At 69.6% G+C, this 16023-nt stretch carries 10 protein-coding genes; 2 read left to right on the top strand and 8 right to left on the bottom strand.

Annotated elements, in window-relative coordinates; all coding sequences use genetic code 11:
- Position 1: 1 nt before the first annotated feature.
- Genes BL253_RS18330 through BL253_RS18340 form a run of 3 tightly spaced genes read right to left on the bottom strand, consistent with a single transcriptional unit; the run spans position 2 to position 3275 of the window.
- A complete protein-coding gene (locus tag BL253_RS18330) occupies positions 2-1183 on the bottom strand; it encodes a DegT/DnrJ/EryC1/StrS family aminotransferase (RefSeq protein WP_076818342.1) in 1182 nt (393 codons plus the stop codon).
- Entirely contained in the window at positions 1180-2229 is a 1050-nt protein-coding gene (locus tag BL253_RS18335) for an NAD-dependent epimerase/dehydratase family protein (RefSeq protein ID WP_076818343.1), read from the bottom strand. The genes BL253_RS18330 and BL253_RS18335 overlap by 4 nt, the downstream gene beginning before the upstream one ends.
- The gene (locus BL253_RS18340) at positions 2226-3275 is read right to left on the bottom strand and encodes a Gfo/Idh/MocA family protein (protein ID WP_076818344.1); all 1050 of its coding nucleotides are present in this window, start codon (positions 3273-3275) and stop codon (positions 2226-2228) included. Before BL253_RS18340 ends, BL253_RS18335 begins: the two co-directional genes overlap by 4 nt.
- Positions 3276-3727: 452 nt before the next feature.
- Between BL253_RS18340 and BL253_RS18345 the strand changes: the two genes are divergently transcribed.
- The gene (locus tag BL253_RS18345; protein WP_076818345.1) at positions 3728-5200 is read left to right on the top strand and encodes an MFS transporter; all 1473 of its coding nucleotides are present in this window, start codon (positions 3728-3730) and stop codon (positions 5198-5200) included.
- Complete coding sequence (locus tag BL253_RS42935; protein ID WP_241834908.1) at positions 5197-6381, top strand: TolB-like translocation protein; 1185 nt, start codon at positions 5197-5199, stop codon at positions 6379-6381. The genes BL253_RS18345 and BL253_RS42935 overlap by 4 nt, the downstream gene beginning before the upstream one ends.
- A 25-nt stretch (positions 6382-6406) precedes the next feature.
- Here the strand turns inward: BL253_RS42935 and lysS are convergent, their stop codons facing one another.
- The 5 genes from lysS to BL253_RS18380 all read right to left on the bottom strand — a co-directional run.
- Positions 6407-7903, bottom strand: coding sequence for a lysine--tRNA ligase (gene lysS, locus BL253_RS18355; protein ID WP_076818347.1), 1497 nt, complete (start codon positions 7901-7903; stop codon positions 6407-6409).
- A gap of 345 nt (positions 7904-8248) precedes the next feature.
- Complete coding sequence (locus tag BL253_RS39405; protein ID WP_158230375.1) at positions 8249-10939, bottom strand: glycoside hydrolase family 27 protein; 2691 nt, start codon at positions 10937-10939, stop codon at positions 8249-8251.
- Positions 10940-11200: 261 nt separating this feature from the next.
- Positions 11201-12148, bottom strand: coding sequence for a substrate-binding domain-containing protein (locus BL253_RS18370; protein ID WP_241834909.1), 948 nt, complete (start codon positions 12146-12148; stop codon positions 11201-11203).
- Positions 12149-12294: 146 nt separating this feature from the next.
- Complete coding sequence (locus tag BL253_RS18375; protein WP_076818348.1) at positions 12295-15618, bottom strand: PQQ-dependent sugar dehydrogenase; 3324 nt, start codon at positions 15616-15618, stop codon at positions 12295-12297.
- A 97-nt stretch (positions 15619-15715) separates the two neighbouring features.
- Positions 15716-16023: IS66 family transposase (locus BL253_RS18380; protein WP_158230376.1), on the bottom strand; the 308-nt coding region annotated here is incomplete at its 5' end.

The raw sequence follows: 16023 nt of genomic DNA on the forward strand, positions 1-16023 counted from the left end.
CTCAGGCAGCGCCGCGGCCGGGCACGGCGGCGGCGGACCGCACCGACGACACGACCCGGTCGACGTCGTCCTCGGTCATCTGGTGGAAGAGCGGAAGGATCACGGTCCGGGTCGTGAGCCGGTCGGTGACCGGCAGGTCGAACGGGCCGCCGGCGGCGTAGGCCGGTTCACGGTGCGCGGCCATGATCCCCCGGCGCGCCGAGATCCCGTCCCGCAGCAGCCACTCGAGCAGCTCGTTGCGGGTCAGGGGGAACTCGTCGGCCAGCTCCACCCAGAACGACTGGTAGTTGGTGGTTCCGTACGGCGGGTCGGCGCACACCCGCAGGCCKGGCACACCGGCCAGCGCCGCCTGGTAGCGGGCGGCCAGAAAGCGCCGCCGGCCGATCATCTCGTCCAGGCGGCCGAGCTGGACGAGCCCGATCGCCGCCTGGACGTCGGTCATCCGGTAGTTGAAGCCGGTCTCCGCGTAGTCCTCGATGACGGTACGGCCGCTGCTGTGGCGGTCGGCCGCGCTGACGCTCATGCCGTGCTCGCGCAGCCGGCGGGCCCGGGCCGCCTGGTCGGGGTCGCTGATGGCGAGCGCGCCGCCTTCCCCCGTCGTGAGCAGCTTGCGGGGGTGGAAGGAGTACGCGGAGAGCTCCGCGTCACCGCCGACCGGCCGGCCCCGGTAGGTCGAGCCGATCGCGCAGGCCGAGTCCTGCACGAGGACGAGGCCCCGGTCATGGCACAGCACCCGCAGCGGCTCGATGTCCGCGGGCATGCCGCCCTGGTCCACCGCGATCACCGCCCGGGTGGCCGGGGTGATCGCGGCCTGGACCGTTTCGACGGTGACGTTCTGGGTGACCGGGTCGACGTCGGCGAACACGGGGCGGGCGCCGACGTAACGAGCGGCGTTCGCGGTGGCGATGAACGACAGCGACGGTACGACGACCTCGTCGCCGGGACCGACCTCCGCCAGCACCAGGGCCAGGTGCAGGGCGGCCGTGCAGCTGGACACCACGACCGCGTGCGGCGCGCCGAGCCGCGCGGCGAGCGCCAGCTCGAACTCGGCGACCCGCGGCCCCTGCGCCACCCAGCCCGACGCGACGGCCGCGGCCGCGGCGGCCGCCTCGGCGTCGCCGAGCCAGGGACGCATCACCGGCAACATGGCGGGCACGGCGACCGCCGTCTGGTCAGGGCTCATCGCGTCGGGCCGGCGGCAGAGGGGGCGGCCGAGGTAGCTGGGCTGACTGGGGTAACTGGGCTAGCTGGGGTAGTGGCCGGGGCGGTGGTGCCCAGGGCCCGCCACCAGGAGACCAGCTCGCGCAGTCCTTCGGCCAGGCCGATCGTCGCGACGAAGCCGAGGTCCTCGCGGGCGCGGGAGACGTCGGCCAGCCGGCGGGGAACGGGGTTCGTCTTGCGCTCCGGCCCGAACTCCGGCGCGATGTCGGCGCCCATCGCCTCGCACAGGGCGCGGGCGAGCTCCAGCAGGCTGGTCTCGTGCCCGGTGGCGACGTTGTAGACCCGGTCGGTCACGTCGGCGCGGGCGGCGGCCACGTTGGCGCGGGCGATGTCGACCGCGTGGACGAAGTCCATCGTCTGGCTGCCGTCACCGAAGATCAACGGAGGCTCGCCCCGCTCGATGYGCTCCATCCAGCGGATCAGCACTTCGGTGTAGGCGCCGTGGGCGTCCATTCGCTGGCCGTAGACGTTGAAATACCGCAGCGCCACGTAGTCCAGGCCGTACATGTCATGGAAACTGCGCAGCAGGGACTCGTTGAACAGCTTGGCGGCACCGTAGATTGTTCTGTTGTCGTACGGATGATGACGCTCATCGGTGGGGAAGGTCTCCGCCATTCCGTAGACCGAGGCCGAGGAGGCGGCCACCACCCGGCTCACCCCGGCCGCGGCCGCGGCCTCCAGCACATTGAAGGTCCCGCCCGCCAGAACATCGAAGGCCAGCCGGGGCTCCTGCGCGCACTGGGTGATACGGATCGCGGCCTGATGGAACACGAGATCCGTCCCGGTCATGACCTTGGCGACCGTGTCCGCGTCGCGGACGTCACCCTCGACCACCGTCACCGGGCCGTTTTCCACCGCCCACGCGATGTTCTCGTGCCGACCGCGGGTGAAATTGTCGAGAATGACGATCTCGGCGGGCCGCAACGGTATGAGCTGGTCGACGATGTGCGATCCGATGAGCCCGGCGCCTCCGGTGATGAGAATGCGGCGGCCGGCTATCTCGGTCATGGGGTCGATCCCTCTCGTTCGGTTGTCAGCGCGATGGCCTGGCCGCCGGCCTCGGTGCTGCGGGTGGCCGCCTCGAGCATGCGCAGGACCCTCAGCCCCGCCCAGCCGTCCGTGCGGGGCGGCCGGCCGGACCGGATCGCGTCGGCGAACTCGGTGACGACGTTCTGCAGCGCCTCGGTCTCGACGAGCGCCGGCGCGATCATGTCGCCGACGCGGTAGGACACCAGCCTGCGGGTACGGGCGTCCTCGGGAGCGTCGACGACGTCGACGCCCTTGTCGTAGACGCTCACCCGCTGGGAGGGCTCCAGATCGTCCCAGACGATCATCTTGCGTGAGCCGCCGACGACCGTCTTCCTGATCTTCGTCGGGCTCAGCCAGTTCACGTGGATGTGCGCGATGCCGCCATTGAGCAGCGGCATCGCGAGGAAGCCGACACAGCTGCGACCGGCGTTCACCGGGTCGGCGCCGACCGCGGCGACCGACAGCGGAGCCGCCTCGGGCGGCAGCACGAAGTCGAGGATGGACAGGTCGTGCGGCGCGAGGTCCCAGAACACGTCGACATCCGGCTGAATCAGGCCGAGATTGATCCGGACCGAGTCGACGTACTGGATGTCGCCGAGCTCGCCACCATGGGTGAGCTCGTGGATCTTCGCCACCGACGGCGTGTAGCAGTACGTGTGGTCGCACATGAGCACGACGCCCGCCGCGGCCGCGGCCTCGACCACCTTGACGCCGTCGGCGGCCGTGGCGGCCAGCGGCTTCTCGACGAGAACGTGCTTTCCCGCCTCCACGCACGCGAGCGCGAGCTCGGTGTGGGTGGCCGCCGGCGTCGCGATGGCGACGGCGGCGACGTCGGGATCGGAAAGCACATCAGCGATGTCCGCCGTTACCCGGACGTCGTCAAGATGCCGCACAATGGCCCGCGCCCGTTCGGTGTTGAAATCGCACGCCCACCGCAGGCGCCATAACGGCGAGGTCGCGAAGTTACGAACCAGGTTGGGGCCCCAGTAGCCAGCCCCGACCACGGCAACCCCAAACGGCGGCACAGAGTATCTCCTTCACGCGGATTGGGTCTCGGACGACGATGTCGACGTGGGATTCTTCACCCCGACGTCCGCGAGCGGGAGATTTTCGTGCGGGCCGTTTTAGTGCCCGGTCTGGCGAGGCAAAATCCAGGCGAATTGTTCGTATGAATGACCGCCTGGTCGACGTTTCGTATCGGATCTGGCGGCGGTGTGTGGCCGCGTGGCCGCGCCCCGTKGCACGGGACAGCCCTGTCCCCCATGTGCATCCCCCCAAATAGCACCCGTCAAGGCGGCATCGTAGCAGTCGCCCGCAACCCGAGTGGAATCGTTGGGGAACGGGCGGGTGCCGGTCGGGAGACGTCCAGGTTCGCCACGGTCCCGACGGTGTCCTACCATGTCTGGGCGCACTGCCCTCGCGTAGCGATCGGGTGGGGCGCGACGGGGGCGCAAGGGGGGAGCCGCTGTTGTATACCGTGCCGCGGGCTCCCCAGTTCGATGTCGTCGACGTCACTGACGCGGACGTCGCTGACCCGGACCCCACTGGCTCGGACACCACCGATGGCGTGGGTGTGGCCATTGGCGGCGGCGACGTCGGTGTCCGAGACCCCGGCGGCCCAGGCGTCGCGACCCGTCGTGGTCCGGCTGTCCGCGCCGTCGGCGCGACGGTGGTCCTGCTTGGCCTGACCAGCCTGCTGACCGACCTGTCCACCGAGATGGTCACCGCGGTCCTGCCGCTTTACCTCGTCAGCACGCTGGGCTTCACGCCGTTCCAGTATGGCCTGGTCAACGGCCTGTACCAGGGCGTAAGCGCCGTCACCCGGCTGGCCGGCGGGTTCGTGTCGGACCGGTTCCACCGCCACCGCGACGTCGCCGTCGTCGGGTACGGTCTGTCAGCGGCCGCGAAGGTGATTCTGGTGGTCGGCGGGCCGAGCACAGCCGCGCTGTCGACGTCGCTGACCGCGGACCGGATTGGCAAGGGCATCCGCACCGCCCCCCGCGACGCCATGTTGTCGCTGGCCGCGCCGCCGGCCGGRCTCGGGCGGGTCTTCGGCGTGCATCGCGCGATGGACACGCTCGGCGCGATGCTCGGACCGTTCACCGCCTTCGCGCTGCTCGCGGTGTCGCCTGACTCCTTCGACCTGGTGTTCGTGCTCAGCGCGTGTGTCGGACTCGTGGGTGTCGCGGTCATCGTCCTGCTCGTGCGGCAGCCCATCGGCGCCAGCGCCAGCACCGCCGCCGCCGGCGCCGGTCCAGACGCCGGTCGCGGTCGCGGGGCGCGGTCACGCCAGGCCGGCCCGAGCATGGCGGCGACGTTCAGCCTGCTGCGGTGGGGGCAGTACCGGCGGCTGACCATCGTCGCGGTCGGCCTCGCGCTGTGCACCATCGGCGATGGCTTCGTGTACCTGCGGCTGCAGCAGCAGGTCGACCTGGCCACGAAGTACTTCCCGCTGCTGGCCGCGGGTGTGTACTGCGTCTATCTGCTGCTCGCCATTCCCCTTGGCCACCTGGCCGACGCCGTCGGCCGGCGGCGGGTGTTCGTGGGCGGATACCTGGCGTTGACGCTGGTGTACGCGGTGCTGTGGCTGCCCAGCCCCGGCACCGCCGGGCTGCTCGGCGCGCTCGCGCTGCTCGGCGTCTACTACGCCGCGACCGACGGCGTGCTGGCCGCCGCGGTGAGCGCGTTGGTGCCGTCGATGTCGCGTACCGGTGGGCTGGCGCTCACGCAGACCGGCGTGGCGCTGGCCCAGCTCGCCGCCTCCGCGGCCTTCGGCGCGCTGTGGATGTGGCGCGGGCCGACCGTGGCCTTCGGCTGGGTCACCGCGGCCGGCGTGCTCTCGGTGGGGCTGGCCACCGTCGCGCTCCGTCGCTCCGGCGGGAGCGGGCCCCAGGCCGGGCGCCCCGCCCCCGCGTCGGGGCTCTCCTACGCGCCAGAAGGCGGGACATGACCAAAGCGGTCGGTGGACGACGGGCGGCTGGTTCGGCGACCGGGGGCGCGACGCCGCCGGCGAAGCCCGGACCGAAGCCGCCATCGCCGCCGTCATCACCGTCGACGCCGTCGACGCCGTCGACGGCACCGGCACCGGCACCGCCGTCGTCGCCGTCGTCGCCGTCACGCCGGGCGGTGATGGCGTTCATCGCGGTCGTGGTCGTCTGCGCGGTGGTGGGTGGCGGCTACGTCGTGCACGTGGTGCGTCGCGACGCCGAGCCGGCCGCCGCGGTGGACACCCGGCCGGCCCGGCTGGACCCGACGACGTTGCGTGGCGCGCCGAGGGTGGTGTTCAGGTCCACGGCGCGCGACAGCACCCACGGCCGGGTCGCCATGGTTCCGCTCGACGACCCGGGCGGTGCCCCCGCCATCACCTCGCTCAACTGCGACCGCGTCGACGTGCGCGCCGGCATCGGCCTGTGTCTGGCGGCGAGCCGCGGCCTGGTCACCACCTACCGCGCCTACGTCTTCGACGCGKACCTGCGCACCCTGCACTCCTTCACCCTGAGCGGGGTGCCCAGCCGCGCGCGGCTGTCGACGGACGGGAAGCTGGCYGCGGTCACCGTGTTCGTCACCGGGCACTCGTACGCCGGCCCCGGGTTCTCGACCGCCACCACGCTCTATGACGTGGCCACCCGCCAGGAGCTGGGCAACCTCGAGCAGTTCGCGGTGTACCGGGACGGTGAGCGGATCAACCCGGTCGACCAGAACTTCTGGGGCGTGACCTTCGCGGCGGACGACGACACGTTCTACGCGACGTTGTCGACCGGTGGGACCACCTATCTGGTGCGCGGCTCGCTGCGGGAGCGAGCGGTGCGGACGATGACCACGAATGTGGAGTGCCCGTCGCTGTCCCCGGATGGCACCAGGATCGCGTTCAAGGAACGGGTGGCCGGCGGCGGGCCGGTGCGCTGGGTCGCCACGGTCCTGGACCTGAAGACGATGCGGCGGACACATCTGGCCGACACTCGTTCCGTCGACGACCAGATCGCCTGGTATGACGACCACACCATCGCCTACGGCCTGCCCAGGGCCGGCGCCGACGCCGCGATCACCGACACCTGGGTCGAACCCGCGGACGGGTCGGGCTCACCGCGCGTTCTCGTGTCCGGCGCGTGGTCACCCGCCTTCAGCCGCTGACGGGCGGCCGGTCAGGCCTTGTGGATCAGATATCCGGGACGCCGGCCGCCTCGGGGCGCGTGCCTTCGCCCTCGCCCTCGTCGGTGGACGCGGCTCGGCTGTCCGCCTCCGGCCCCTTCGCGCCCCGCATGGACGGGAAGAGGACGACGTCGCGCAGCGTCGGAGCGTCGGTGAGCAGCGCGACGAACCGGTCGATGCCGAGGCCCAGCCCCGACATCGGCGGCATGCCGTACTCCATCGCCTCGATGAAGTCCTCTTCCAGCATCATCGTCTCGTCGTCGCCGGCTGCCCGCAGGTCCGCCTGCTCCTCCAGCCGGACGCGCTGGTCGACCGGGTCGACCAGCTCGGAGTACGCCTTGACGATCTCCCATCCGTTCACGACGACCTGGAACATGTCCAGGCGCGTCGGGTCGTCGTCGTTGCGGCGCGCGAGCGGCACCAGCTCGACCGGGTGGCCGACCAGGAAGCAGGGCTGTATCAGCTCGGGGCGCACGGTCTTCTTGTAGAGCAGGTCGACCAGGCCGGCGTAGGAGGCGGCCTTCGTGACGTCAAGGCCGAGCTGGGCGCACTTCTCCTTGAGCGTCTCGAAGTCGCGGACGACGCGCAGGTCGACACCGGTACGCTGCGCGACCGCCTCGCGGTAGTCGACCACGGGCCAGTCCGCGCCGAAGTCGAGCTTGACGCCCTCGTAGGTGACGCACCGGGTGCCGAACACGTCATCCAGTACGGCCAGGACCAGCTCGCGCACGAAGCTCATGTTGTCGCGGTAGTCCCAGTACGCCGCATACCACTCGAGCATCGTGAACTCCTGCAGGTGCGAGGGGTCGATTCCCTCGTTGCGGAAGTTCCGGCCGATTTCGTAGACACGGTCGAACGAACCCGCGACCACCCGCTTGAGATAGGTCTCCGGCGAGATACGCAGGTAGAAGTCCTCGCCGAGGGCGTTGTGCCGGGTGACGAACGGGCGTGCGGCGGCACCGGAGGCGGCCTCGGTCAGGATCGGGGTCTCGATCTCCAGGAAGTCCGCCTCGTCGAGGAAACGGCGGATCCTGCTGATCACCCGCGAGCGGGCCTGGAACCGCTCCCGCGACTCGGGGTTCGCGAGCAGGTCCAGGTAGCGACGCCGGTAACGGGTCTCCACGTCGGCGATGCCGTGCCACTTGTCCGGCAGCGCCCGTACCGCCTTGTTGAGCACGGTGAAGTCGCTCGCGCCAACCGTCCGCTCGCCCCTGCGGGTGGTGTAGACGGTGCCGGTCACGCCGACGAAGTCACCGACCTTCGCGGAGCTGTGCCACGCCTTGAACGTCTCCTCGCCGAGGTCGTTCTTCGCCAGCGAGATCTGTACCCGGCCGGAGCGATCCTGGATGTGCCCGAAGACCAGGCCGCCCATCCGGCGCCACAGCACGAGGCGACCGGCGATCCGCGCCGGAGTGCCGTCTGGAGCGGTCTGGACGTCCCGGGCCACCGTGTCGGTCTGGTAGCCGGATCGAGGCATCTGCGCCCCGGACCCGTCGGCTGTCATCGAACCCGCGCTTTCTCGCCGTCGTGGCTGGTCGTTCTCGCCGTCGTGGCTGCTCGCCGTCGTGGCTGGTCACCCGGACCGTCCGAGCACGCCCGCCGCGCCCGCCGTCCGGTCCTTGGCCAGGGTCAACCTGGAGGTCGCGACGGGCCGCCTCGCCGCGCGTGCGCGAGAGGCCGCGGGCGGCGCGAAGGTGGCTACCGACGGCACCTGTGTTCAGCCTACCGATCCGGCGGCCGGCGCCACGTCCCGCGGCCAGCCGGCTCGATCACGCCGATCGGCTCGATCACGCGGACCGGAGCTCGATCACGCGGACCAGAAAGGGATCGATCATGCCGTCGCTGGTTGTCAGCTCCCCGCCACGCGCAGCATCACGGTTCCGTGGGCAGGCACGTTGACGGTGTAGCCGGTTCCTGACGGGACCAGGTCCGCGTGGCGCCACAGGTCTCGCATGGCGCTCACCTTCGCCCAGGCGAGATCACTCCACGACAGCGTCATGGTCGTGGCCGCGTCCCGGGTGTTGACCAGTGCCACCGCCTGGGTGCCGCCCGCCAGCGGCTTTCGCCAGATCTGCAGCCCATCGTCGTCGCGTGCCTTCGTGGCCATCACCGACCGCGAGTCCTGGTCGACCGCGATCACCTCGGTGTTGAGCAGAACGCGGCTCGCGTCGTCGGTACCGTTCATTCCCCGCGGGTCGTTGCCGGCCAGCAGCGGCGCGGACCACATGGCCCAGACACTGAAGTGGGTCTTGGCCTCCTCGAACGACAGGCCCGCGTTGCCGACCTCGAGCATGTCGGGATCCGCCCAGTGACCTGGGCCGACGAACGACGCGTTCGCCGGGGTGTTGCTGGAGAGGTAGTCCCGGATGCCGGCCGACTGGCGATTTCGGCAGTCAGACGCCGGATCGGGCGATCGGGTCTGGTTGTACCAGCTCGCGCAGATGTCGTCGCCGGTGCGCCACAGGTTCACGATCCTGCTTGCCCACGGCGGGACGTACAGCGTTCCGCCGGCGTTGATCGACAACACCATCGGCCGGCCGCTCCTCGCTATGGCGTCCGCCCATTTCCTGGCGATCGCGGCGGCGCCGTCCGGCGAGTAGTCGGCCCCGCACCAGTCGAGCTTGATGTAGTCGACCCCCCAGGCGGCGAACGACCGCACGTCCTGGTCCTCGTGCCCCTCGCTGCCGACCCGACCGGCGCAGGACCTGGCCGCCGGTGTCGTGTAGATACCGAGCTTCATGCCCCGGTCGTGCACATAGTCGGCGAGCGCCGCGATGCCGCTGGGAAACTGGTCGTTCGTCCGGATGTTCCCGTTGGCGTCGCGGCCGCCCTGCCAGCTGTCGTCGATGTTGACGTAGACGTAGCCGGCCGCGCGCATCCCGTTCCGGACCATCGCGTCCGCGATCTCCCGGACGGTCGCCTCAGTGACGCCGTTGCCGAAGTGGTTGTAGTGGTTGAAGCCCATCGGAGGCCCGGCCGACACCCCGGCGCCCGGTGCCCCCGGCCCGGTCGGCGACGGCGAGGACGTCGACGGCACATCCACCGGGCCGGACCCGAGCGGGATGTCGTGAATTCTCGCGAGCGTCGGGTCGGTGGGCAGGATGCCGTAGTCGCACCCCTCCGGGCTGGGTGTCCAGTTCCAGACGAGAAAACCTGAGATACCGTCGCTGAACTGCGCCGTCATCTTCGCCTCGAACAGGCCGGCGCGACGCGTGGTGGACGGGCAGTCGGYCGCTGGCCCCGCCTTCATGCCTGCCTCGCCGACCACCAGCGGCTTGCCGAGAGTCTCCATCTGCCTGAGACGCGAYGCGACCTCGGAGGACAACGGCTCGCTGTCGTGGTTGTAGTCGTGAAAGCTCAGCACGTCGATCGCCGGGCTCTCATGAACCGTCACGTAGTCCTGGTCCCGAAGACCGCACTGGGTGCCTCCGATGACCCCGGATCCGAGCAGGTGGACGGGGTCGACGCGCTTGAGCTCGCCGCCGACCACGTCGAAGAACCTGCGCAGCACCGGCGTGGAACCGCAGGCGATCTCCGGCTCGTTGAGCAGCTCCCACATGCCGAGCGCTGGCGAGTTCTTGTAGCKCCCAACGACCTCGTGAAGGTAGTCCCAGTACGAGGCGCGCTGGCCGCTCTGGGCCTGGCGATACCCGCCGTCGAACCAGTCCGTCCCCTTTTTCTGGTCGCAGTCTCCCCAGTAGTTGCCGATGGTGAGGATCAGTCGTTGGCCGTTCTGCTCGGCCGCCCGCACCACACRGTCTATCCCGGTCCAGTCCCGCGCCCCGGTGTTCTTGTTGGTCGCCAGGTCCTGAAACACCCACATGCGGACCATGCTGTCCGGCCGCAGCGAGCCGAAGAACGCGTTGAGATCGTCGACCTGCGCGCCGCACCCGGCGTTGACATCCCAGTAGGTCGCGAGCTCGTAGGCGTTCACCCCGGTGAACCGATAGGTCCGGCCGTCGAGTCTCAGCGACGTCCCGTCCGCCCTCACCACGCCGTCGCCGGGCTGGCCGGGCGGCTCCGGACCCGTTGTCGGGCTCGCGCTCGGCGGCGAGGCGGGGCCGGTGGTGACCGTCTCCGCGGTCCCCTCGATGTCGACGCGGTCGGCGGTGATGATGTAGTCCTCGGACAGCGGGTTCTTTCTGCCGCTGACCGTCACCGTCAGTTCGTGCGTACCGTCCGCGAGATCGTCGACAGACAGCAGCTCCGCCTGGTCCTCGCGGGCGGCGGCGTACAGGTCGACGTCGGGACGGTCCTTGCCGTCGATCCGCACCTCGGCTATTCCGTGCCAGGGGGCGCGAGCTCCGAAGAGCGTGACGCGCGGGCCCGAGAACTCCATGGAGAACCGTGCGCCGGTCGTGCCCGAATAGTGGTCACCCTGCTGGAACTTCTCGGCTCCCCCGGACGACGTCCATTCGCCGGAGAAGTCGAACTGGTTCGGCGCCGTGCCGACGGCGGAGTCGTCGATGGAGACGACGGCCGGTTCCGGGCGGCCGGCACCCGGGCTGTCCGGCTGGCAGCTGACCACCGGCAGCAACAACGCGCCGGCCCCGATGAGGAGGCACAGTTTAGGGGCCGCCGCGCGACATCTCGCCCATGCGCCGACCGGAGAACTCATCACGGAACCGCCTCGGTGGGCTGGCTGTTGTTCGTCTCAACAGAGAGCCTAGTAGTGGCCTCTCGGGGATTATCTCCGGGGGTCAGGCACTGCTCGGACCGACGGGAAACCGAGTAAACCCCAACAAGGAGACGGGGCTTTGGTTCTTGTCGGAGAGAAGTTCCGTGCCACCGGCGGACGCGCCTAGCCCCAACAGTCCGAAAGCCCGGTCGCGACGTCGGCGGACCTGACCCCGGACCGGGGCGTGGCGGCTATCAGCGTGACGCCGGTGTCGTGGAAACCGGACACGTTCTTGCCATCCCGAACCGACGCGACAACCGCTTCCACCCCCTGGCGCGCCATTGTCCGCGGATACTGCTGTGACGTCGCCGCGGCCCACCCCTCGCTGACGGCACGGACGCCGGCGCAGCCGCCGTCCGCCGAGACGACGACGACGTCGCGCCCGCCGGCGGCCTGGATGGACGTGTGCGCGTCCAGCGCGGCCTCGTCGCTGCCCGCGAAGACCACGTTCACCTGGGGATGCGCGGCAAGGCAGGCCGTGGCGGGCGTGACGGCGGTAGCCGGCGCGGCGGTAGCCGGCGCGGCGGTGGCGGGCGGGTCCGGTGCCGGCTCGCCACACACCACGCCGGCGGCGGTGGCCCGCTCGGTCGCGCCGCTGTCGACGTCGACCAGCCCCAGGCCGGCCAGAAAGCCGTTCTCCCGTTGCACCCCGGGTCGGCCCCCGGATGCCGGATCCAGCATCGCGACCACCGGCGAGCGGCCGCCGAGCGTGGCCCTGGCGTACTCGCCCACGGCGAGGCCGGCCCTGAAGTTGTCAATGCCGAAAACCGCGTCGACGGCGGTGCCCAGGTCGGTGGACGAGCCGAGAGCGATCACCGGAATGCCGGCCGCCCGCGCGTTCTGAAGCGCGCCGACCACGGCGGCGTCGGGGATCGGCGAGATCAGGATGCCGTCGACCTCGGAGTCGATCATGGTCTTGATCGCGGTGACCAGGCTGGCCGCGTCCCCGTCGAACCTGCCGGCGGCCGTCATCAGCGTCGCGCCGTGCGCCAGGGCGGCTCGTTCGGCGCCGTCGGTCAGCTTCAACGCGAACGGATTCGTCTCGCTTGACGTGACAAGCCCGACCTTCACGGCAGGGCCCGGCTCGTCGGGAGTCTCGCCGTCGGAACGATCGCAGGACGCCGTCGCCGCCACCATCGCGACCGGGACCAGGAGCCCGGCGACCCGGCGTCGCCATGCGCCCGCCGACAGGGGGCGCGCACCAAAGCACGGCATGGCTACGGGGTGACCGTGACATTGGTGAAGGTGGATGTGTTCAGCTGGGACCCGTTGTGTGAACAGACAAAGAGCCCAATCGTGACATTAGTGGCCATATTGATGGTAGCGGAGCCGACGTTCGTCCACGTCGTTCCGTCTRCCGACTTGTAGGCCGTGATCACGTTGCCTACCCGGGTGAKGCGCAGCCAGGCGTGAGGCAACGCGTACACGCCCGCGTCGTCGCTATGGACAAACTCATGCTGGAACACCAGGTTGTGGACGGGAGTGAGGGCGAGCAGGGCGTAYGGCGAACCGCCCACCGTGGATGATTTGATCATCACGCCGGCTTTGGCCCACCCATCGGTCTGGGCCTCCTGGCTGGTCACCCTGGCGACGATCTCCCCGTCGCCGTTCAGCGRCTGACTGACGTAATGGAACTGGTCGGCGTCCGCCCAGATGTCGTTGCCGGCCCCGTTGATCGTGAAGGTGCCGTTGGCATAGGTCGCGGAGCCGCCGAGCGCCGGGGATCCCACGTCGCCGCCGATCCAGGGGTTCGGCAGGCTGGAGAGGCCCGAGTTCTGGACTACTTCGACGTGGTCGAAGGTGGCGGTCCCCATGACCGCGCCGTTGTGCGAGTTCACGAAGAGCCCGGCCGTGGCGGCCGTAGCCATCGGCACCGTCGCGGAACCCACCAACGTCCAGGTGATCCCGTCCGTCGACCGGTAGGTGGTGAAGGTGTTCGCCTGGCGTTTCACCCTTATCCAGGCGTTCGGGAAGGCGTAACCACCGCCGCCGACGCTCCCGTTGAAGTTGTACTGCATGTTGAGGCCGTGCAGCGGCGTGGTCGCGAGCATGACGTAGGGCGCGCCGGCCGTCGCCGAGTCCTTGATCATGACTCCGGCCTTCGCCCAGCCGTCGGAGTTTGTCGTCTGGCTCGTGATGCGAGCGGTGATCTGGCCATCGCCCACGAGCGGCTGGTAGTTGTACTGGAACTGGTCGGCGTCCGCCCAGATGTCGTTGCCGCCGCCGTTCAGGGTCCACACGTCGTTCGCGACGCTCGACGAGCCCGCCAGGGCGGGAGCCCCGATGTCGACGTTCGTCCAGGCCGGCTGCGCCGATGTGATCGAGACATCATCGAACACGGTCTGGTTCAGCGTGTTGTTGTGAGACACCACGTACAGACCCGCGGTGACGTCACTGCCCATCGGCAGCGAGGTCTGCCCGGTCTGGGTCCAGGTGACGCCGTCCGGCGAGCGGTACGCCTTGAACAGGTTGCCGACGCGTTCGAGCTTCATCCACGCGTTCGGGAGCGTGAAGGGTGTCGAACCGCCGTCACCGGTGAAGTTGTACTGGAACGTCATGCCGTGCTCCGGCGTCGCGCCGAGCAGTACATACGGCGCGCCCTGGACCGCCTCCTGCTTGATCATGATTCCGGACTTCGCCCAGCCGTCGGTGTTGTCCTGCGAGACGACGCGGGCCACGATGGCGCCGTCGCCGCGGAATGGCTGGTAGACGTAGTGGAACTCGTCCGTATCGGCCCAGATATCGTTGCCGCCGCCATGGACGGTGAAAGCACCGCCGTCATAGGAGGAGAAGCCGGCAACCGTMCGGGAACCGATGTCCTTCTCCAGCCAGGGAGTCGGCGGCAGCTGGCTCTGGGCGAAGTTGGCGACGTAGCTGGCGTCGGTGCCGGGCGTGACGATCGTGTGCGACTGGGCACCACCGTCGGACCAGTTACTGAACTGGTACTGGAAGGTGCCGTCGTACTGCGGCGAGGGCGCGTTGAGCACCCGCTGCACGCCGACCACCGCCTGCTCGGTGTACGTACCGGTGTGCGGGATGCCGTCGACGGTGTACTGGGCCGTCGGGTTGTTCGCGCTGAAGGTGAGGTTCACCAGCCGCGGGTAGATGTTCACCGAGGTGGTGTTCTTCAGACCGCCGGCATCCGTCACCGTGAGCCGGACCTCATACCAGGTCGAGGCGATGTTGTCCTCGGCGGTCGGAATGGTGAAGGTCCCGCCCCGAACCCCGTCAATATCGTTGAGGAACGGATGGATGTGTTCGGCGTGGTGGAACACGATGTCCCAGCTGAACGCCGAGTCGGGCAGCGTCCCGTCCTCCGGGTCGGTGCCGTTCCCGCCGAAGGAGACCTGGTCGCCGGCGCTGTATTTCGCCAGGTTGGTGGGCGCGGTGATGGTGGCCGTCGGCAATCGGTTGCCGACGGTTATCGGGACGGTCGCGGTGCTCGACTTCTCGCCGTCGCTCACCGTCAGGACCGCGTTGTACGTGCCGTTGGTGACGTACTCGTGCGAGGGGCTCGCCTCCGTCGACGTCGCGCCGTCGCCGAAGTTCCACGAGTACGTGACGGGGACGCCGTCCGGGTCTCCCGAGCCCTCCGAGCTGAAGTTGACGGCAAGCGGCGCCAGGCCGGCGGACTGGTCAGCGGACGCCTGGGCGACCGGGGCGCGGTTGCCACCCGACAGGCCGATCTTGTACAGCTGGCCCGGGTAGACGTTCAGCTGGTAGATGCTGCCGTCCGGCGCCTGGCTGAGCTGGACGGGGGTACCGGCGTCGGACTCGAAGTCGTGCTCTTCGATGGCCGAGGTGTAGGTGTGGTCGAAATGCAGGTACTTGATGAAGTGCAGGGTGTAGTCGGCGTAGAAGACCGCGCCGTCGAACTCGTCGCCGAGAGCGTCGCCGTCATACCGCAGAATCGAGGTGATCGAGCCCGCCTTGTCCGGCGGCGGCGTGTGGTGGTAGGTGTAGACCGGGTTGACGTAGGGGCATCCGGTGCAGACGCCCTCGGCGAGCGGCCAGCCGTAGTTGCCGCCCCGCTCGACGATGTCCACCTCTTCCCACTGGTCGCCGCCGACGTCACCGGCGATGATCCGGCCGTCCGGCAGGAATCCGAACCGGAACGGGTTACGCAGGCCGTAGGCCCAGATCTCCTTGCGCGCGCCCGGCGTGTTGTAGAACGGGTTGTCCGTCGGTACCGTGCCGTCCTTGTTGATCCGCATGATCTTGCCGTGCAGGTTGCCCAGGTTCTGTGAGTTGGGGTTGTAGGTGTTCATCCCCATCGCCCAGTAGAGCTTTCCGTCCGGTCCGAACCGGATCTCGCCGCCGTGATGGAAGACATTGCCGARCTGGTCGGACTCCAGCAGCACGAGCTCGCTCGCGGGGTCGGCGACGTTGCCGACCACGGTGACGCGGGACAACCGGTCATGGTTGGTCGCCGTCGTGTACGAGACGTACAGGTAGCCGTTGGTGGCGAAGTCCGGGTCGGGCTCGATGCCGAGCAGCCCGCGTTCCGCGTCGGTGTCGCTCGGCAGCGTGATGGTAAACATTCACCTGGTTTAGGGATCTTGCTGTGGGTGGCGGTTCGGGGGCGTGGCTGTGGGCCGTGCCGGTGGGTCGGCGCGGCGGGGTCAGGCGGGTGGTTGGTCAGGTGGCAGTGATCGCTGGGGGCGGCATCCAGGGGGTGCCGCGGAACGCGAGCCGTAGGGCCTGCAGGGCGGACACGCCGTGCTTGCGGGCGGTAGAGAGGTAGCTGGCGACCTGGAGGCGGCAGGCGGTCGCGGCCGCGGAGGTGAGCCGCCCGCTGATCTTCTGCTGGGTCTTGAAAGGCCGAAGATCGCGCTCTGACAGGTTGTTCGTGGGCCACACGTCGAGGTCGAACACGAACCGCAGCACGTCGTCGTGCCGGTCACGCAGGCATTCGAGCAGGCACCGGCCGACCGGCTGCTTCGTGC

It is taken from the genome of Pseudofrankia asymbiotica, from assembly GCF_001983105.1.
GTDB classification, from domain to species: domain Bacteria; phylum Actinomycetota; class Actinomycetes; order Frankiales; family Frankiaceae; genus Pseudofrankia; species Pseudofrankia asymbiotica.

Excerpts from the sequence above, each read along its gene's own strand:
- lysS (WP_076818347.1), bottom strand. The coding sequence starts at position 7,903 with ATGACAGCCGACGGGTCCGGGGCGCAGATGCCTCGATCCGGCTACCAG.